This is a genomic window from Thermococcus peptonophilus (assembly GCF_001592435.1).
GTDB classification, from domain to species: domain Archaea; phylum Methanobacteriota_B; class Thermococci; order Thermococcales; family Thermococcaceae; genus Thermococcus; species Thermococcus peptonophilus.
Window position 1 is genome coordinate 57,349 of record NZ_CP014750.1, and the last position, 18,524, is coordinate 75,872.

The window sequence follows — 18,524 nt, forward strand, 5'->3', positions numbered from 1 at the left end:
TATAAACCGTTTCCCTCGTTTAGGCTATGAGCTTTGATTATTTGGAGGTGCGTGAAAATGGCGGAAAGACCACTCGATGTTATCCACAAGTCCCTTGACAAGGACGTCCTCGTGCTCCTGAAGAGGGGGAACGAGTTCAGGGGTAAGCTCATCGGTTACGACATCCACCTTAACGTTGTCCTCGCCGATGCCGAGCTCATCCAGGACGGCGAGGTCGTTAAGAAGTACGGTAAAATCGTCATAAGGGGAGACAACGTCCTGGCCATCTCCCCAGTTGAGCTTGAGTGAGAGCTTAGCGGGGTGATAGCATGGGAGCCGGAACTGCGCCGAAGGGCAAGAGGAACCGTACTCCAACTCATATAAGGTGCAGGCGCTGCGGTAGGAGGGCCTTCAACGTCAAGAAGGGCTACTGTGCCGCCTGCGGCTTCGGGAGGAGCAGGAGAATGAGGAAGTACAGCTGGTCCCACAAGTGGAGGAAGAAGAGGAACCTCTCCTACTGAACTCTTTTTCTTTTCTCTGACCTACTTACGTAGTTCTGCAACACTACCGCAACCCTTATTAACTAAACGTTTCTCTGTTCGTTTAGAGGCGCATCTTAATGTTCCGCAACGAGACCCAGAGGAAAATATGGGCACTGGCGTGGCCTGCTATACTTGGCAACATCTCACAGACGCTGCTCAACCTAGTGGACACTCTAATGGTCGGTCACGTCAGTGCACTGGCGATAGCGGCCGTCGGCCTCGGCGGACAGGTAAGCTGGTTCATGTTCCCCATAATGATGGCAGTTTCTGTTGGGACTCTCGCCTTGATAGCCCGCTTTGTTGGTGCCAAGGATTATCCTCAGGCAGAACTCGTTCTAGAGCAGAGCCTCTACCTTGCTTTCCTCCTCGGAATCCCAGTTATGCTCTTCGGTTGGTTTTTCGGAGATGAAGTTCTCTGGATTATGGGTGCCAAGGGAGAACTCCTCAGAACGGCCTACGCTTATCTTAAGGTCGTGTTCTTGTTCTATCCAATCAGGTTCGTCGGTTTTACGCTCTTTTCGGCTCTAAGGGGAGCGGGGGATACGAAGACTCCCATGAAGCTCGGTATCTTCATGAACGTCGTCAATGCCACTTTTGACTATCTCCTGATCTATGGTAAGCTCGGCTTTCCGCGGATGGGTGCCGTGGGAGCTGCTTGGGCCTCGGGGATTGGGATCACGTCTTCATCTCTGATTGGCCTGTACCTTCTCCTGGCTGGAAAGCTCGTCCTCAAGTTCAGGCCAAGCTGGAGCTTCCATCCGGAGATGGTCGTCAGAATACTCAGAATAGGCGTCCCCACATTGGTGGAGCGCGGCCTCTTCAGCTTCTACAACTTCCTCTATATGAGCATAGTCACCCGCTTTGGGGATGTGGCGTTAGCTGCCCACCAGATAGGTCTCAGGGTCGAGAGCATAGCCTACATGCCCGCCTTTGGATTCAACGTCGCTTCCTCTGCCCTCGTTGGTCAGAACCTCGGTGCTGGAAAGCCAGAAGAGGCTGAAAGGACTGTTTACGAGGCCCTGAAGATGGTGAGCGTCTTCATGGGCGTGATGGCAGTCATCCTCATAGCGTTCCCGCGCTACCTCGTCATGCCCTTCCTGTCTTCAAGCGACCCGCACTACCATGAGGTGCTCCACCTGGCGAGCATTTACCTCCTTATCGTTGGGGTGAGCGAAGTCCCCCTCGGATGGGTCTTCGTCCTGAGCGGAGCTTTGAGGGGAGCCGGCGATACGAAGAGCCCGATGTACGTGACAGCCATAAGCAAGCTCCTCTTCAGGATAGTTCCTTCCTACGTCTTCGGGTTTGGGCTTGCGGTAGGGCCTTTCGTGATAGAGGGGATGGGCGTCATAGCGGCCTGGCTCGCGATGACCCTTGAGACGTTCACGAGCGCTGTTATGTACTGGTGGATATTCAAGAAAGGCAGGTGGAAGTACGTTAAGGTCTGAGCAGTTTTCCTTTTCTGGCTCTTCTCCAAAATGTTTATATTACTGTATTACAAAAGTGTAAACGGTGATCGTATGGCGGTTATAAGTGTGCGTATTCCCGACGAGCTCAAGGCGAAGATGAGGGAGCTTGACATCAACTGGAGCGAGGAGATACGGAAGTTCATTGAAGAGAGGGTTCGTAGGGCAGAAAAACAGAAAAAACTTGACGAAATCCACAGGCTCCTCTCTGGTGGAACTCCTGCGGATGAAGGGGCTGCAAGAAAGTACGTGAGGGATGACCGTGATAGTAATTGACGCATCGTCTCTTGCCAGGTACATCCTTTTAGAACCTGGATGGGAGAGAATCGAGGAGTTCATAAGGGGAAACGACCTTGCGTCCCTGGAATATGCGTTAGTTGAAGTGTCAAACGCCCTGTGGAAGCACTGCGTGTTGTACTCTCGCATAGACCGAGAAGAGTTTGAAAGAAGAAGCCAGGCCTTAGACCTTATGAGAAGTGTTTTATTTCTCGAAAATCCTTTTGAATACCTGTCCCAAGCGCGGGAGATAGCGTGTGAGGAAAGGATAACGGTCTACGACGCCCTCTACATAGCCCAGGCCCTAAAGTATGGAAAGCTCGCTACAAGCGATGAAAAACAGGGGAAAACGGCGGAAAAGCTCGGCGTTGAGGTCACCTACCTCTAAAGGGCCGAGACGTGAAAGACTGCCTCCATCAGCCTTCCGAAGAGGTAACTTAGGAACGCCGCCCCGAGGCCTGTTGATACCATCTCCAGGGCCTTCTTCCTGATGGAGATTCCCGATAGTAGTGCCACCATCGTGCCGACGAGGCCAAGGACTGTACCAGCGAGCAGGATTGAGAACGGGAGGGCCGTTAAGGAACTCGACGCCAGGAAGTAGGGTGTTACTGGAAACGCCACTCCGAGCAGATAGGAGAGACCCGTATAAAGGGCCGACCGGACTTCGTTCTCATTGTTCTCCCCGATAAGAAGACTTATCACCGCATCCCCCTTCTGGGCGAGTTCTTCGGCGGTTTTTTCCGCGATCTCCTTCGGTAGGCCCCCTTCAATTAACCTTTCCATTATCTCTTCCCTGGCCCTCTCTGGGGAGACCCTGAAGAGGACTTCCATCTTCTCCCTGAGAGCCTCGTTGACCTGTCTCTGGGAACGGACTGAGATGAACGCCCCTATCCCCATCGAGAGCGAGCCAGCGACACCGACGATTAGGCCGCTTATGCCGACGAGTTCTGGCCTGTTGGGATAGACAGCCGAAAGGCCCGTAACTGCACCGAGAATCTCGACGAGGCCGTCGTTCATGCCCAAAACCAGGTCGCGGATGTTCTCGGTGTGGAATGTTTTCTCCTCTTCCCTGAAGAACTTCTCGTGCTCAAGCTCGTCGAGGATGACACTCTTAAGTTTCTCCCTTTCATCTTCGCTCATCTCTGAGGAGTACTCGGTCAGAAACCTGTAGTACTTCTTTACCGCGTCCCTCTCGCCCATTTCGAGAAGAGAGGCCACAGCCCCCGCACCGAGTACTCTCCTGAGGACGAAAACCGATGTGAAGTGGAAGCGCCCTATCTTCGGCTTCTCCGGTTTTATACCCCGTCTCTTGAGAAACTCGTACCAAAAACTAGCATGATCAGACTCTATCTGGGCCAGCCTCTGGAACTCTGCTTTGATTCTCTCGTCCTTTTCCGCCTTAGCCAGCCTGGAGTAGAGGACTGAATCCGTGTACTCGTCCCTGTAGAATTTCTCAGCGAGCTCAATCAGCCTGGACATTCTTCATCACCTCCGCAACCACTCTGAAGGGAGCGTCAGTTTTCACAGAGGTTGGGGAAAAGTGGGTCTTCGTGGCACTATATCCAAGATCTTTAAGGCGCTGGATTATGACATCAAGCTTCGGTGGAGTCAGGGAGCAGGCTCTAGCTAGGGTGTGCGTGTCGTAGTGGAAGGGAACGTCGAGCTCTTCTGAGATGAGCTGGATGAACGGCAGCGTCTTCTTGTGGGCGAGCGGGTGGTCTTTGGCAGATTCAATAAGTTTCTCGACGAAACTTTCGTCCTTCAATGGGCCGAGCCAGAGCGGGCCGCTCGCCCCTGGTTTGTCTGGTAAAAAACCTCTTCTGTACTCGAACCTTCCACTTTTGTCGGCCCATAGGTAGCCGAGCTGGGAAACGCTTCTGTCCGCCTTCTTCGCTCCGCTCTCCAGTCTTAAAAAGACCCGGAAATAGTGGTCTCGATGATAAGCCAACAGGACTCCAACACCCAAGTCATACTTGGCCGCGTACCTAACGATGGTTCCAATGAGTATCCTGAGCCCCGCCTCGTGGCAGAGGGGACCCCTTATCGGTTCCGCGAGGTATTTCCTCAAGCAGGCGTTCCTGTAGGCGCCGCACAGGACGCCGGTGTCTGTAGCAGTTACCGCCAGAACGCCGTTCCGCCTTACGCTCCTGAGGGCGGTGTCGAGGAACTCTACTGGCGAGCCAAAGGGATCGAGGTCAAGGAAGTCAAAGTACCTGAAGTTCTCGGCCATCAGCCTGTTGGCGTCGCCCCTGTTTATGACGACGATCTTCTCTCCCCAGAGGTACGACCTGTCACCCTCTTCGTAGAGCTCCCCCCCGATGTTAAGGCCCACGTTCTTCTTCATAAGCCCGTAGGCTTCCTCATTGATGTCGTTCAACCATACTTCCTCAGCGGGAGTTTCAAGGGCGTAGCGTATGCCCCTGATTCCCGTTGCGGAGAGTGCATCTAGAACCCCCTTCGGCCCAAGAACCTTAACCGCGAGAACGCTTATATCTCTGTTCAGGGACATTATGGGATTGTAAAAGACGGGGGCATCGTATATTCTCTCTGCCTTTGGTACGAGGATCCTCGCGAGACCTTCCTTTACCTCCACAAGCTTCATTCTCTCACCGGATAAAGAAAAGGTAGGGGCCTTAAAGGAGTTGCGTCAGAGGATTTCAACGTAGTCGCCAAGGGCCTGACCCGGAAGGCCGGGCTTGAAGACTGCCTTAACCTCGCCGCGGGTACCGTGAGTCCTGACGATCTTTCCGATGAGCTTCCTCCCAGTTGGAGTCCTCCAGACAACCCTCCTGCCGATGAGCCTCGCCGCGTTGCCCCTGTCGTTGACGTCGAGCGGCTTGAGAATCACTCTGTTTGGATCCCTGTGCTCGTGGGACCCAGCGTAGGACAGAACGACGGCCTTCCTCACGACCACCACCCCCTTAGCCCTTGGCTAAGGTGTGGTGCCGTTCATAGGTTAAGCGGGCAGTTTTTAAAAATTTCGAGTCTCACAGAAACTCCGAGAGGCCCTCATCTATGTCGAGCACCTCTCTCAGTGACTTTATTTTCAGGAAATTCTGCCTCTCGAAGAGCAGGGCAACGTCGCTCTTATGGGGCGATGCCTTTTGGACGAGCAGGGTGTTTTCATCGAGGATGTACGTGAACCTGCTGGGGCTGTCGTCGATCCAAACAAATGGTTCGTCCGGATAAAGTTCCCTAAGGGTCTCAAACTTCGTGAGCATATCCTTGGTGCTCTTAAAGGTGATCACCTCGTCGAACTCGTCGTACCACTTTGTCCTCTTGAGGAATATTACCTTGCCGCCTGGATAGGTGTGCTCGCCGGAGAAGCTGATAACCGTTCTCCCGCGCTTTCTTAGAGTTCTGATGACTCTCCTCGCGTGTGGAAAGTCTTTGATGTACTTGGGCATTTGACGGTAGTACTCGTGTATTGTACCTTGAGCGACGAGCTCGTGGATGACTCCGAGATGCTGGTATGTTAGTTTGCCCTTTATAAAGAGGAACAGCGCCTTATAGTACTCGTCGTAGAGGTCGCTCTCTATCACCGCAGGGATTGTCTTCTCGATGGCTATCCGCAGGGCCTTCTCGACGGCGCCGGTGCTGTCCACAAGGGTTCCATCGAAATCAAAGAGATAGACGACCACTCCTGACACCTAGCTGACAGTAAACACTGGAGTTTATATTCCTTCCGAAACTGTTTTATCTCTCCTGAGAGAGTCATCACTGGTGGTCAGAATGCGGATCGAGAGGCTGAAGGAGTTTATAGCCGAGAAAGAACTTGATGGAATTCTGATAACGTACAAGCCTAACCTCTTCTACTTCACCGGTTCCGCCCCGGTTCTGGGGGGCTACCTCTTGGTTACTCCCGATGAGGAGCTCTTCCTCGTCCCACAGCTCGAGTATGAAGAGGCCAAGGAGAACTCGAGAGTCCCAGTTGAGTATTTCAAGAAAGGGGCTGACCTGTACGAGAAATTGAAGGCCTTCAATCTCAAGAGGCTCGGCATCGAGGGAAGGACGAGCTACTCCAGCGTCCAGAGCCTTAAGGAGAAGGTTGGCGTTGAGGAGTTTGCCGTCGTTGACGATGTCATCAAGGAGCTGAGAATGGTTAAGACGCCCGAGGAGATCGAGGTCATAAAGCGGGCCTGTCAGATAGCGGACAAGGCCATGCTCGTCGCCATAGAAGAGGTGCGTGAGGGGGTCAGGGAGAGGGAAGTCGCGGCCAAGATGGAGTACGTTATGAAGATGGAGGGGGCTGAAAAGACGGCATTCGACACGATAATAGCAAGCGGCTGGCGCTCGGCACTTCCGCACGGAATAGCGAGCGACAAGAGAATTGAGAGGGGAGAGCTCGTTGTCATCGACGAGGGGGCACTCTTCAACCACTACCACTCCGACATAACGAGGACCGTCGTAGCCGGCTCGCCAAACGAGAAGCAGAGGGAAATCTACGAGATTGTCCTTGAGGCACAGAAGAAGGGCGTCGAAGAGGCAAGGCCAGGGATAACCGCCAAAGAGCTTGACACAATAGTCAGGGACGTAATAGCGGAATACGGCTATGGAGACTACTTCATCCACTCGACTGGTCACGGTGTCGGCCTTGAGATACACGAGTGGCCCGGGATAAACCAGAACGACGAGACCGTTCTCAAGCCGGGGATGGTGATAACCATCGAGCCTGGCATCTACATCCCAAAGTTCGGTGGGGTAAGGATAGAGGACACGATAGTCATAACCGAAAACGGCGCCGAGAGGCTCACGAAGACGGAGAGGGAGCTGATCTGAGCGTTCTTTCTATTTTCTCATTTCTCCTCGCGAAAGTTTATTAACCAGATTTTCTCTTTATGAAGCGGGGGAAAGCCTATGGAGGCAGGTGTTGAAAAGCTCATCCTTCGCGAACTGAAGGAGATAAAGGAGGAGCTAAAGATCCTGAACTCAAAAATCGATAACTTCACAGGTTACTTTGATCTTGATGAGAAAGAGATAGAAGAACTTTACAGAGAGCTTAAAGACGCAAAGAAGCACGGCAGGAGGCTGGAGGACGTCCTCAATGAGCTATGAACTAATCCTGAGTGGAAAAAGTGAAAAAGCACTAAAAAAAGCTCCTCCTGAAGATAGAAAGCGAATTGTTAGTGCTCTTTTTAAACTGAAGGAGAATCCCTGGGCAATGCAATACAAGAAGCTTAGAGGCCATCCTTTCTATCGTGTCCGCGTTGGAGACTGGAGGATAATATACACCGTGGACGACGAGGCCAAGATCGTTTACGTTGTACGTTTAGGAAAGCGCGAAGGAGTCTATGACAACCTTTGAGAGGTGATAAAATGCAGATACTCGAAGAGAAGCCCAAGGAAGGCAAGGTCAAGGTGAAGGCGGAAACCCTTGACGACCTCTGGCACCTCTACCACATAATAGACCCCGGCGACATCGTCTACGCCAAAACCCTCAGGAAGCAGGCCCAGAGGGCTGATTCATTAAGGGCAGAGAAGGTTGAGGTTATCCCAGTTTTCCTAGGCGTTAAAGCGGAGAAGATAAACTTCCACAAGTTCGCCAACCAGGTGCGCGTTACTGGCCCTATAGTCTACGCCAGCAGGGAGGACGTTCCGCTCGGCAAGTACCACACGATAGCGATAGAGCAGGGAACCGTCGTGACAATCCAGAAGCCGCGGTGGAAGGAGCACCACATTGAGAGGCTCAGGGAGGCCGTTAAGGCCTCAAAGAGGGCGCGCGTAATGATAGTGGTTATTGACGATGGCGAGGCCGATATGGCGCTCGTGAGAGAGTACGGGGTTGAGATACTCAACAGCATACACCACAACCTCGGCGGGAAGAGATACAACACAGATAGAGAGAGCGAGGAGATGAAGTTCTTCCACGATGTGGCGAAGACGATGGAAGAAGTGATGAAGCGAGAGAACGTCGAGAAGGCCATCGTTGCAGGCCCGGGCTTTGTGAAAGAGGACTTCTACAAGTTCCTGAAGGAAAAGTACCCTGAGCTGGCTAAGAAGGTCGTTATAGAGGACACCAGCGTCACGGGAAGGACGGGCATCTATGAGGTCATAAAGCGCGGGGTCGTTGATAGGGTCTATCAGGAAAACCGCGTGGCGAAGGAAGTCCAGCTGGTTGAGAAAGTCCTTGAAAATATTGCCAGGAACAACGGGCTGGTTGCCTACGGTCTTAAGGAAGTCGAAGAAGCGGTGAACTACGGCGCGGTTGAGACCCTGTTGGTCCTCGACGAGCTCCTCAAGGGCGAACTCAGAGAGAAGGTCGAGGAGCTGATGGACGCTGTGAGGTACTCCCGCGGAGAGGTAGTTGTGGTCAGCTCGGAGCACGAAGGGGGAGAAAAGCTGAAGGCCTTGGGTGGGCTTGCGGCACTGCTGAGGTTCAGGGTGAAGTAGCTCAATTTCTCCCCCTTCTCTTGTATAGCATGGTGTAGGGATCTTCTGTAAACTCTGGGAACGGTCTTTCTTCGTTTCCTTCAACCAGAACCCTGTCCTTCTCTTCCGTGAACTCGCCCAGCTCAAATGCTAGAATTCCATTTTTAAGTAATTCTGTAATTAGGGAATTAACTTTTTCTGGAGGCGTTATGGCTATCAGCGTCCCCGTTGAGGAGACGCTCCAGGGTTCAAGGTCATAGAACTCCAGCACCTTCTTCACGAGCGGGTCAATGTGGAGCTTTTCCGGGTGGACTCTGAAGCCAACTCCAGAGTTGTCCGCTATCTCGTGGAGGGCCGTTAAACCGCCCTCCGTTGCGTCGTGCATGCCCCTCACGAAGGGTTTAGCGATTAGTGCGTCAGGAACAACAGTTTCGAAATAGAAGGAGCGCTTGAGCCTCATGAGCTCTTTCTTACTAAGAACTTTTGAGAGTTCATCAGCCCTGAAATAGGCCGCCGAAACCGCAAATTCGAGGCCGACCTTGGCGGTTACTACTATTCTGTCCCCGGGCTTGGCGAGGGGAAGTTTCAGCTGGCTTTTCCTAACTATCCCCATCGCCGTCGTTGTCGCCGTTGGCTCGGAGATGCTCGGATAAACACCGGTGTGGCCGCCGATTATTGTCGAGCCGTACTTATGGCATTCCGCGTTTAGGTCTTTCATCGTTGCCTCAAGGAATTCCCTCGAAGTCCCTTCGGGGAAGAGGAGGTCAACGACGAGCCACCTCGGCCTTGCCCCGAAAACCGCCACATCACTTGAAGCAAAGTGGTAGGCGAAAAAGCCGAAGGTCTCCTCTGGAACGCCGAGTATGGGGTCGGTGGCGACCACGAGGTAGTGGTCATCGTTGTATTCAAGAACAGCCGAGTCAAATCCCTCTCTCGGCCCGTGGATTACCTTACTATCTTCCACTCCAAGATTGGGAAAGACGACCTCGCGAAGGAGATCATTTCTCAGCTTTCCTAGCGGGAGCACCAACGTTCCCTCCAAAGCGCCTGATTATCGACCTGACCTCCTCCAGCGTCTCCTCGTCGCAGTCCCAGCACATTATCTCGAAGCTCGGGACGCGAACGCTCACCCTGACCTTTCTCCTCCTCGCTACCTTGCTCACTTCATAGTTCACCTTGTAGGCTAAATCCATGAGTTGGGGAGTTACTATTTGTTCCTTGTCTATGTACTGGAGCGGACAGCCCTCTCTCCACTGTCTCCGCCTCGCGTGCTCATACATGCGGTAGGGCCTTATCCCTGCTTCTTCTGCGAGTCTCTCAACGACGTCGGCGGGATACTTTATCAGAGGGCGGAAGAACGGGATACCAATTCTCGGGATCTCGCAGAGCTGGATGTCCCCCTCGCACTGGTCGAGGAGGGCGCCGATTATCTTGTCGTTCGCATTATCGCCTTTGGCTAAAACGTCGAAGCCGTTGTTGAGGGCGAACCACTTGGCATTCCAGAGCATCACCTTCTTGCAGTTGATGCAGACCGGCCCTTTTCTGCCGGCAGCCTCGCGGAGGAGGCCCTCTGTTACGTCCACGAGGTAGTGCTCGACGCCGAGCTTCTTGGTGAATTTCATCGCCCATCTTAGGGTTTCTTTCCAGCTCCAGCGGTGGAAGAAGGTGAGAGCCGAGACTTCGAGGCCCGCTTCTTTTAGGATGTGGAGGGCTAGAGAACTGTCTTTTCCCCCAGAGAACAGCATAAGAATCTGTTTTTCGAAAAGACCCCTTTTTTCGGCAAATCTTCTTGTGTCTTCTATGACTTCCGCGAGCATAAAGAAAGTTTGAAAAGGGCGTTAAAAATCTTCAGACCTCCACCTTGCCGAGCCACTGTTCTGCCAGGTCTCCCGCGATTGGGAACTTGTAGCGCTCCCCCTGGTAGGCCTTGACCATGCCGACAATCCAGACAATAAGGCCTATTAAACCGAGGAGATCCGCGATAATCCAGCCGAGGAGTGGTATGTACGAGAAGATCTTGATGGCAATCCACAGCGGAAGAAAGATTATCGTTGACTGCATAGCATGGAAACGGACGAGATCGCTTTCCTTCTCAAGGAGCAGGAGTATTATCCCGCTAACCCACCACAACAGGTATGCAAGCAGTCCCTCGACGTTCTCATCAAGGCCGAGAGAAGTCCTCTTTAGTGATGCCTCAGTTGGTGCTTCTTCCATAGCTAATACCTCCTTCCCACCTTATGTGGATTGATTGCAGAATGGTTACAACTTCAGACTACATAAGACTTTGGATTTTTCATTTTTCATGAGTAGAGCCCTTTTTATCTGCAGTGCATAGTATAGCTAGTGCACTTTTTGAACTTCTCCACTCTCCTCTTCGAACCGCTGAGTTTTGTTAGGCTCACCAAAGGCTTTTAAGGACATCGAGAGACTTGAATTGGGATTAGGAAAACCTAACGGTGATGCTCATGATCGTTCCATTGAGTTCGCTAAAGCCGGGGGAGAGGGGGATCGTCGTTAACATCCAAGGCGGTCCGGGGTTTCGGAACAGACTACTTGGAATGGGAATAACGCCCGGTGCAATAGTCCAGGTCATCGAAGCTTACAACCCGGGTCCAGTTATTGTCAATATTAGCGGAACTCGGTTTGCCGTAGGATGGGGTATGGCCTCGAGAATCCTTGTAAGGAAGCTTTAGGTTTTCTCGGGTGGTTAAAATGGCAATGAAGGTTGTCGCTCTCGCAGGTAATCCAAACGTTGGCAAAACAACGATTTTTAACGACCTGACTGGGATGAGACAGCACGTCGGCAACTGGCCCGGCGTTACGGTCGAGAAAAAGGAGGGTGTTTTCGAGTATAAAGGTGAAAAGTTTCTAGTGGTTGACTTGCCTGGTACGTATTCCCTAACGGCCCATTCTATTGACGAACTTGTTGCGAGGAACTTTCTCCTTAACGGGAACCCCGACGTTGTCGTGAACGTTGTTGATGCGACCGCCCCCCTAAGGAACCTCCTCCTCACAATGGAGATATTTGAGATGGGTCTTAAGAACGTTATCATAGCCCTCAATAAGATCGACCTGGCCGAGAAAAAAGGGATACGGATAGACCCGGTGAAGATGTCAAAGGCGCTCGGAGTTCCGGTCGTAGCGATGAGCGCCAAGGAAGGCATAGGTGTCAAGGAGCTGAAGGAGGAGATATACGAGATGGCCAACGGGACGATAAAAACGAATCCAGTTGTTCCAAGGTACGATCCAGAGGTGGAGCGAGAGATAGAGCACATAATCGGCTGTCTCAAGGATACTGAGCTTGAAAAGCGCTATCCTCTTCGCTGGCTCGCCATAAAGCTTCTCCAGCGTGATGACGAGGTCATGAAGCTCGTCCTCAGGCACATTGGTGAGGAGAATCTGAAGGAGATAATGACCCACATAGGTGAGGCGGAGGCGCGCTACGGCAGGGCGATGGATTTAATCATAGCCAGTCAGAAGTACGAGTTCATAGACAGGCTCACCCACGAGTTCATGAGCTATACTGCCACCGGTGGAGGCGGAGAAAGCCTGACAGACCAGCTTGACAAAATCTTAATACACCCCGTTTACGGCTTCATAGCACTTGCCATAGTCTTCTACGGGGTCTTTAAGTTCGTCTTTGCCCTTGGTTTACCCCTCCAGGAGTGGTTAGGCGACCTTTTTGACTCCTTCGGACAGTGGCTTGCCCCCCACATAGCAAACGAGACTCTCAGGGGCCTGGTAGTTGACGGCATAATCGGTGGCGTGGGGTCGGTGCTCAGCTTCTTCCCGCTGGTTTTCCTCCTGTTCTTTGCCCTATCTATACTAGAAGACGTTGGCTACATGGCCAGGGTAGCGGTGCTGATGGAGGGCATCATGAGGAAGTTCGGCCTCCCTGGAAAGGCCGTGATACCGCTGATCCTCGGCCTCGGCTGCAATGTCCCGGCGGTGATGTCAACTAGGACGCTTGAGGATGAAAGGGACAGGCTGGTTGCAATGTTCGTGAACCCGTTCATCCCCTGTTCTGCCCGCCTGAGCGTGATAAGCTTCCTAGCCGGGACTTTCTTCAGTTCCAACCACGCGCTCGTGGCCTTGAGCGTCTATCTGATAGCGATAGCTGTTGCTCTGCTTTCGGCCTGGCTCGTCAGTCACTTCGTGGTTAAGGGCGAGGAAAGTCCTTTCGTCATTGAGCTCCCCGAGTACCTCATCCCGAGCTGGAAGACGGTGATAATTCACTCCTGGGAGAGGAGCAAGGAGTTCGTGAAGAAAGCCGGAACGGTGATACTCCTTGGTGCAATACTCATCTGGTATCTCAGCAACTACCCAGTTCCCATAGGAAGCGGAAAGAGCTACGCGGAGAGGCTTGGCCACTTCTTTGAGCCCTACATGAGGCTGATGGGCCTTGACTGGAAGGCAGCAGTGAGCCTGCTCTTTGGAATCATAGCCAAGGAAAACGTTATCTCAACCTACGGCGTCATATATGGAACTACGGAGGCAATAAAAATCGCGATGACGGCACTCCAGGCCTACGTTCTCGCCGTCGTCACGACCCTCTACATCCCGTGCATAGCAACCATCGGCGCCATAAGGGCCGAGAGCAACTGGAAGTGGGCGCTATTCACCACGATTTACATGATAGCGGTGGCTTCCATCGTGGGCATTCTAATATGGCATGCGGGCATTGCTCTGGGCCTCTCCTGACTTTCTTTTACCCCTCTAAACGTGAGGTGATCACATGGGAAAGCTTGAAGACGTTCTGGAGCTGATAAAAGCTGGTGTCACGAACGAGCGTGAAATCGCTGAGAAGCTCGGAATCTCCGTTAACGAGGTGGAGGACATCATAAAGATCCTTGAGAGTCTCGGGTACGTTGAGAAAGTGGAGTTCGGCTCAAAGGCTTGCGAGACCTGTCCTTTGAAGAAGGTCTGCTACGGTTCGTGTTTGAGACCCACCGGAGCTAGAGCGTTCAAACTGACCGAGAAGGCCTTCTCTCTGGAGAAGTAGGCCTGCAGGCTATTGTTCACTGCGAGGGATATATTTTACGGCCGTAAAATATATAAGCCTCCCTGTGAAGTTTATACTGGTGATGCTCATGAAGGCAGTTATTCTTGCGGGTGGTTTTGGAACCCGCCTCAGGCCGATTTCTTCAACGAGGCCGAAGCCGATGGTTCCAGTCCTCGGAAAGCCGAACCTCCAGTACCTCCTCGAGAACATTGAGAAGATACCCGAGATCGATGAGGTCATTCTCTCAGTCCACTACATGCGCGGCGAGATCAGAGAGTTCATAGACGAGAAGATGGCCGATTATCCAAAGGGTATCCGCTTCGTAAACGACCCGATGCCCCTTGAGACCGGGGGAGCGCTCAAGAACGTGGAGGAATACGTTAGCGACGATTTCCTGGTTATCTATGGTGACGTGTTCACCAACTTCAACTTCAGGGAGCTGATAGAGGCCCACAAGAACAACGACGGGCTGATAACGGTCGCGGTAACCAAGGTCTACGACCCGGAGCGCTTTGGTGTCGTCGAGACTGACGAGAACGGAAAAGTTGTTCACTTCGAGGAGAAGCCCCACAGGCCGAAGACGAACCTCGTGGACGCTGGAATCTACGTCGTGAACAAGAAAGTCCTTGAGGAGATCCCGAAGGGCAAGGAGGTCTACTTCGAGAGGGAAGTCCTTCCCAAGTTCGTGGCCAGGGGCGAGGTTTACGCATACAGGATGCCCAGGGATGCATACTGGGTTGACCTTGGAACACCTGACGACCTCTTCTACGCCCACCAGATAGCCATGGACGAGATAGCGAGGGACAATGGCTACATTACCATCAGGGAAGGTGCTGAAGTCCCAGAGGACGTTGAAATTCAGGGCCCGGTTTACATCGACGAGGGAGCGAAGATCGGCCACGGTGTCAAGATAAAGGCCTACACATACATCGGCCCGAATACAATCGTGGAGGACAAGGCCTACTTTAAGCGCTCGATACTTATTGGCAGCGACATTATCAAAGAGCGTGCCGAGCTGAAGGACACCATCCTCGGCGAGGGCGTCGTCGTTGGTAAGAACGTAATCATCAAGGAGAACGCCGTCGTCGGCGACTACGCAAAGATAGCTGACGATCTGGTCATCTACGGAGCTAAGATACTCCCGTGGAAGAAGGTCGAGGAGTACGAGGCTTACATAAAGATCAAGCTCGATCCGACGAAGGTCAGGCCGGGTCAGTATCCCGACCGCTGTCCGCTAGGCCTTCCGGAGTGTATCTACAAGAAGTTCAAGGCCATCGCAGGCGAGAAGCCGCCGTGTGACGAGTGTATCGAGAATCAGTGGCTGTTCTGATGCCTTCCTTTCTCCCGTTTTTAGGTTTTTGATTCTCCTAGAGTCTTATTGCAACGAACTTTAGTAGGGCGGGCTTAATCTACCTCCACCTCTTTCAATTCTCCTAGAGTCTTATTGCAACAGGGCGGTTTTTCCTTCTTTTGCCTTACAAACTACTAAGAACGCTCGAATCTTATAAGCTTTTCCGCAAGGGGCACTCTGAAAAGATTCTCTAGGCCTCAGATTCGGGAATTTTAACGGCACTTTCGGGCCAAAGCAGGGTCGTGCTTTTCCCATCAGCTTGATACACAACAATGTTCAGAAGATTTCCCGAGCGTTTTTAGGGTCTTAAGAAGAACTTGGCCAGTTTTCAAGCAGTTTTTTCCAAAAATATCATATTTAATTGAGAACAGGTACTAAAAGAGCCTTGAAATGCCCCCCATTCAGAATTCCGAAAAAATTTCGTTACAAGAATTAGGGGAATACGTAACCCTTTGTTTAATAATAACTAAATGTTGCTAAAGACTTCCAGACACCCATTAAGGGTTTAATTCCAAAACAAAATCAGGAAAAGAAGCCCTACACAAATCAAAGCCCTTTCAGCGTGATAGAACGTCAAAACCCAGCTCCCTGAGCTTCCAGATTATCTCGATGGGAAAACCCACGACGTTGTAGTAGTCCCCCCGCATCCACTCGACGAATAGTCCACCCTTCCCCTGTATCCCGTAGGCTCCGGCCTTGTCCATTGGCTCCCCAGTCCTGATGTAAGCCCATATAAGGTCATCGTCCAGCTCCCTGAACTTCACTTCCGTGACGACGGCACCGCAGTGCTCCTCTCCGCGGTGGATGATGCAGTAGCCCGTCGTCACCAGGTGAACCCTCCCGCTTAGGGTTTTTAACATCTGATAGGCTTCTTCCTCACTCCCCGGCTTGCCGAGTATTTTCCCGTCTATGCTGACGACGGTATCGGCCCCTATCACAGTCGCCTTCTTGCCAAGCCTCTCGTAAACTTCCCTCGCCTTTCTCCTCGCGAGCTCAAGGGCGTGCTCTCTCAGGTCGGCTATGGAACACTCCTCGCTGGCATTGCTCGGAACTATCTGGAACTCTCTTATGAACCTCGAAAGTATCTCCCTCCTCCTCGGCGATGCTGAGGCTAGAACTAGCAAGCCTTCACCCCCCAAGAGTTAAAAGGAAACCGCCCTAAGGTCTCCGGGCGATGACGACAATTTCGCTAGCTGACCCGTGATGAGTACCCTCGCAACCGAGCCTAAGCGAGGCACTCCTCTATCTCCTTGATTATGCACTCGATGTCTCTGTCGAACTCGAGGATTGAACAGCTGTTTCCGTTTATCGGCGGGCATTTTTCAATGTCCCTCAGCCTGACGTGGAGGATGCCCTTTCTTCCGTCCTTTTCAACCGCGTATTTCCGGTAGAGAACCTCACATTCCTCGCCCTGAGACTCTTCAACGCTCGCCTTGAACCTCGCAAGAACTACCTTGTGAATGCCGTTTGCTACCTCCACAGCCACATCGTAGCTCCTCGCTTCTATAACGATGGGAGGGCATATGTGCTCGAGGTTGTGCTTGTCAAAGCGGTGGAAGGTCTCGGGGGTCACGACTATCTGGTACTTCATCTTCACCACCGGGGAAAATAGAAGAGGAGAGTTTAAAAGCCTGCCCTTCTCAGGTGCTCGCCCATATCGGTATCCCCGCATCGAGGAGCCTCTTCAGCTCCTTGCCTATCGGTGTGCTCTTGCTGACCTTGACGAGGCCTTTCCTGCTCGGAGTGGCCGTGAAGACGTACTGCTCGCCGCCGTAGAACTTGAGCGGCTTTTTGGCGTACTCCGGCGATACCCTGAGGACAATTGTCTTCTTTTTCTCCTCGACTTCAACGGGGATCTTCTCCTTTGGCTTGAGCTCTTCCCTCTCGGCGAAGCTCTTGACGTCGATGCTTATGCCTATCCTCTTCTCAAGTTCGGTTATCCTTTTGCCCTTCTTGCCAATTATCGAAGGGATGTCGAACTCGTCGGCGTAGATCACCGCCTTGTGGGGGCTGACTATCTCGACCTCGGCGTTGACATCGGGCAGGAACTTCTTTATCTCCTGCTTGAGCCTCTTCTCTGCCAGCTTGAGCGCGGGGGCTTTCTCCTCTTTCTTGACGGGAACTACGCTTACCTCCTCGCCGTAGGTGTAGATCTCGTACTCAAGCTCGCCCGTCTCGAAGTCGCGAACCTCTATAACCGGCCTCGCGAGGTCTTCTTCCTTCATTCCACTCGGCACTTTAACGAGATACTCAAGGGTCAGGACCTTGGCGACCCTTCCGGCCTTGATGAAGATCACCGTATCTACTATCTGCGGTATCATTCCAAGCTCGACCCTTCCGATGAAGCGCTGGATGGCGTCTATCGGCTTCGTCGCATGGACGACGCCTATCATCCCAACCCCAGCCAGCCTGAGGTCGGAGTATATCTTGAAGTCGCTGGTCTTCCTCATCTCGTCGAATATCGTGTAGTCCGGCCTCACGAGGAGAAGTATGTCCCCGGTAAGCTCCATGCTCCCCTTCAAGGCTGTGTACTGCGTTATCTCTTCGCTGACCTGAAGGTCTCTGGGCTTCTCCATAGTCTTGACTATCCTACCCATACTCGCGTACCACTCAGCTAGAGCCTGGGCGAAGGTCGTCTTACCCTCACCGGGGGCACCGGCTATGAGTATTCCAGCGGCCTTGTCCCTGAGCCTTTCCAAAAGCTTCTCGCTCAGCTCGTAGTCCTCTATTGAGAGCTTGGTTATAGGTCTGACCGCGGTTATCTCTATCCTGTCCGAGAACGGAGGTTTAGCTATGACGATACGGTAGTTCCTGAGCTGAACCACAGTTGCTCCCGGCTCGTCAAGCTCTATGAAGCTCTCCGGGTCGCGCCTTGCCCTCTCGACGATGTCATCTGCTATCTCCTCAAGCTCCACATCGGTGAGCGGTTCATCCCTGATCGGAACAAGCCTCCACTCGCCGGGCCTTCCCTTCTTCGCGAGCGGTCTTATTCCTGCCTTTAGGTGGACGCTCATCGTCGTTTCGTCGAAGAAGTCCTCGAGGCGGTGTCTTACTTCCTTCTTGGTGGTCAGGTATATCACGTCTATGCCCTTGGCTATCGCTATGTCCCTCTGAACCTGGTCGCCAGTTATGAGGGTCGCGCTGAGGGTCTGAGCTACCTCTCTGACCATGTTGTCAATCTCGCCGGCCCTAGCACGTCTTATCTGCCAGAGGTCGGGCCTCTCGCCGTAGAACTCGAGGAGAATCTCGCCCCTGTCGGCCATCTCGCGGAGCTTCTTTAACTCCTCTAGACCAACGTGGCCTATTGCCTTCCCCTCGTTGGCCTGGTGCTCTATCTCGGCAACGACTGCCTCGGGGACAACGACCTTGACCTTCTCGCCGAGGGTTGACAGGAACTGCGTGAGCCTGCCGTCAACTATAACACTCGTATCCGGAACCAGCACCCTCATCTTTCTCACCTACCCAGAGTGAAGCGTAGGCTTCATAAAGGTTAGCGTGCCCTAAAGTTCATAAGGGAAAGGAAGCGAAAACATAGGGGTGAC

General features: G+C 52.7%; 23 protein-coding genes. 13 read left to right on the forward strand and 10 right to left on the reverse strand.

Translation table 11 applies throughout. The features are described 5' to 3' along the window. The first annotated feature begins 57 nt into the window (after positions 1 to 57). The 5 genes from A0127_RS00265 (at position 58) to A0127_RS00285 (ending at position 2,648) form a co-directional block, all read left to right on the forward strand. Positions 58 to 288: an LSm family protein gene (locus tag A0127_RS00265; RefSeq protein ID WP_062386341.1), complete on the forward strand. Its 231-nt coding sequence runs from the start codon at positions 58 to 60 to the stop codon at positions 286 to 288. 20 nt (positions 289 to 308) lie between these two features. After that, positions 309 to 500 (forward strand): 50S ribosomal protein L37e, encoded by a 192-nt coding sequence (locus A0127_RS00270; protein WP_011249926.1) that lies wholly within the window; start codon positions 309 to 311, stop codon positions 498 to 500. A 98-nt stretch (positions 501 to 598) separates the two neighbouring features. Next, entirely contained in the window at positions 599 to 1,966 is a 1,368-nt protein-coding gene (locus tag A0127_RS00275) for an MATE family efflux transporter (RefSeq protein ID WP_062386345.1), read from the forward strand. A gap of 72 nt (positions 1,967 to 2,038) precedes the next feature. Continuing rightward, positions 2,039 to 2,260, forward strand: coding sequence for a type II toxin-antitoxin system VapB family antitoxin (vapB, locus tag A0127_RS00280; RefSeq protein ID WP_054841510.1), 222 nt, complete (start codon positions 2,039 to 2,041; stop codon positions 2,258 to 2,260). Next, complete coding sequence (locus A0127_RS00285) at positions 2,241 to 2,648, forward strand: type II toxin-antitoxin system VapC family toxin (RefSeq protein ID WP_231855770.1); 408 nt, start codon at positions 2,241 to 2,243, stop codon at positions 2,646 to 2,648. The genes vapB and A0127_RS00285 overlap by 20 nt, the downstream gene beginning before the upstream one ends. On the opposite strand, the gene A0127_RS00290 is transcribed toward A0127_RS00285, so the two are convergent. The 4 genes from A0127_RS00290 to A0127_RS00305 form a co-directional block, all read right to left on the reverse strand. Further along, the gene (locus A0127_RS00290) at positions 2,645 to 3,739 is read right to left on the reverse strand and encodes a VIT1/CCC1 transporter family protein (RefSeq protein ID WP_062386348.1); all 1,095 of its coding nucleotides are present in this window, start codon (positions 3,737 to 3,739) and stop codon (positions 2,645 to 2,647) included. The genes A0127_RS00285 and A0127_RS00290 overlap by 4 nt on opposite strands. After that, on the reverse strand, positions 3,723 to 4,862 hold the full coding sequence (locus A0127_RS00295) for a tRNA (guanine(10)-N(2))-dimethyltransferase (RefSeq protein ID WP_062386351.1): 1,140 nt from the start codon (positions 4,860 to 4,862) through the stop codon (positions 3,723 to 3,725). The genes A0127_RS00290 and A0127_RS00295 overlap by 17 nt, the downstream gene beginning before the upstream one ends. Before the next feature lie 45 nt (positions 4,863 to 4,907). Then, on the reverse strand, positions 4,908 to 5,168 hold the full coding sequence (locus A0127_RS00300) for a 50S ribosomal protein L35ae (protein WP_062386354.1): 261 nt from the start codon (positions 5,166 to 5,168) through the stop codon (positions 4,908 to 4,910). 79 nt (positions 5,169 to 5,247) lie between these two features. Continuing rightward, positions 5,248 to 5,901 (reverse strand): HAD family hydrolase, encoded by a 654-nt coding sequence (locus A0127_RS00305; RefSeq protein WP_062386357.1) that lies wholly within the window; start codon positions 5,899 to 5,901, stop codon positions 5,248 to 5,250. Between the two features lie 91 nt (positions 5,902 to 5,992). Between A0127_RS00305 and pepQ the strand changes: the two genes are divergently transcribed. The 4 genes from pepQ (at position 5,993) to A0127_RS00325 (ending at position 8,650) form a co-directional block, all read left to right on the forward strand. Continuing rightward, the gene (gene pepQ / locus A0127_RS00310) at positions 5,993 to 7,039 is read left to right on the forward strand and encodes a Xaa-Pro dipeptidase PepQ (protein ID WP_062386360.1); all 1,047 of its coding nucleotides are present in this window, start codon (positions 5,993 to 5,995) and stop codon (positions 7,037 to 7,039) included. A 78-nt stretch (positions 7,040 to 7,117) separates the two neighbouring features. Then, positions 7,118 to 7,315, forward strand: coding sequence for a hypothetical protein (locus A0127_RS00315; protein WP_054841507.1), 198 nt, complete (start codon positions 7,118 to 7,120; stop codon positions 7,313 to 7,315). Next, positions 7,305 to 7,565, forward strand: coding sequence for a type II toxin-antitoxin system RelE family toxin (locus A0127_RS00320; RefSeq protein WP_054841506.1), 261 nt, complete (start codon positions 7,305 to 7,307; stop codon positions 7,563 to 7,565). The genes A0127_RS00315 and A0127_RS00320 overlap by 11 nt, the downstream gene beginning before the upstream one ends. Before the next feature lie 11 nt (positions 7,566 to 7,576). After that, entirely contained in the window at positions 7,577 to 8,650 is a 1,074-nt protein-coding gene (locus A0127_RS00325; RefSeq protein WP_062386362.1) for an mRNA surveillance protein pelota, read from the forward strand. Position 8,651: 1 nt separating this feature from the next. Here the strand turns inward: A0127_RS00325 and A0127_RS00330 are convergent, their stop codons facing one another. The 3 genes from A0127_RS00330 to A0127_RS00340 are packed head-to-tail and all read right to left on the reverse strand — an operon-like array spanning position 8,652 to position 10,843. Then, positions 8,652 to 9,656 (reverse strand): AIR synthase family protein, encoded by a 1,005-nt coding sequence (locus tag A0127_RS00330; RefSeq protein WP_394347085.1) that lies wholly within the window; start codon positions 9,654 to 9,656, stop codon positions 8,652 to 8,654. Beyond that, complete coding sequence (locus A0127_RS00335) at positions 9,628 to 10,446, reverse strand: DUF7411 family protein (protein ID WP_062386368.1); 819 nt, start codon at positions 10,444 to 10,446, stop codon at positions 9,628 to 9,630. Before A0127_RS00335 ends, A0127_RS00330 begins: the two co-directional genes overlap by 29 nt. 31 nt (positions 10,447 to 10,477) lie before the next feature. Continuing rightward, positions 10,478 to 10,843, reverse strand: a complete 366-nt coding sequence (locus A0127_RS00340) for a DUF4870 domain-containing protein (RefSeq protein ID WP_062386371.1) — start codon at positions 10,841 to 10,843, stop codon at positions 10,478 to 10,480. Between the two features lie 251 nt (positions 10,844 to 11,094). On the opposite strand from A0127_RS00340, the gene A0127_RS00345 reads away from it, so the two are divergent. From A0127_RS00345 to A0127_RS00360, 4 genes are all read left to right on the forward strand, one after another. After that, on the forward strand, positions 11,095 to 11,322 hold the full coding sequence (locus A0127_RS00345; RefSeq protein ID WP_062386374.1) for a FeoA family protein: 228 nt from the start codon (positions 11,095 to 11,097) through the stop codon (positions 11,320 to 11,322). A 19-nt stretch (positions 11,323 to 11,341) separates the two neighbouring features. Next, entirely contained in the window at positions 11,342 to 13,330 is a 1,989-nt protein-coding gene (feoB, locus tag A0127_RS00350; protein ID WP_062386379.1) for a ferrous iron transport protein B, read from the forward strand. 34 nt (positions 13,331 to 13,364) lie between these two features. Beyond that, complete coding sequence (locus tag A0127_RS00355) at positions 13,365 to 13,631, forward strand: winged helix-turn-helix transcriptional regulator (protein ID WP_054841503.1); 267 nt, start codon at positions 13,365 to 13,367, stop codon at positions 13,629 to 13,631. 88 nt (positions 13,632 to 13,719) lie between these two features. After that, complete coding sequence (locus A0127_RS00360; RefSeq protein WP_062386390.1) at positions 13,720 to 14,961, forward strand: sugar phosphate nucleotidyltransferase; 1,242 nt, start codon at positions 13,720 to 13,722, stop codon at positions 14,959 to 14,961. Positions 14,962 to 15,539: 578 nt separating this feature from the next. On the opposite strand, the gene A0127_RS00365 is transcribed toward A0127_RS00360, so the two are convergent. The 3 genes from A0127_RS00365 to A0127_RS00375 all read right to left on the reverse strand — a co-directional run bounded on the left by A0127_RS00365 (position 15,540) and on the right by A0127_RS00375 (position 18,431). After that, positions 15,540 to 16,106 (reverse strand): Maf-like protein, encoded by a 567-nt coding sequence (locus A0127_RS00365; protein WP_062386393.1) that lies wholly within the window; start codon positions 16,104 to 16,106, stop codon positions 15,540 to 15,542. 101 nt (positions 16,107 to 16,207) lie between these two features. Then, entirely contained in the window at positions 16,208 to 16,573 is a 366-nt protein-coding gene (locus A0127_RS00370; protein ID WP_062386396.1) for a hypothetical protein, read from the reverse strand. Between the two features lie 49 nt (positions 16,574 to 16,622). Beyond that, the gene (locus tag A0127_RS00375) at positions 16,623 to 18,431 is read right to left on the reverse strand and encodes a PINc/VapC family ATPase (protein WP_062386398.1); all 1,809 of its coding nucleotides are present in this window, start codon (positions 18,429 to 18,431) and stop codon (positions 16,623 to 16,625) included. Positions 18,432 to 18,524 lie beyond the last annotated feature (93 nt).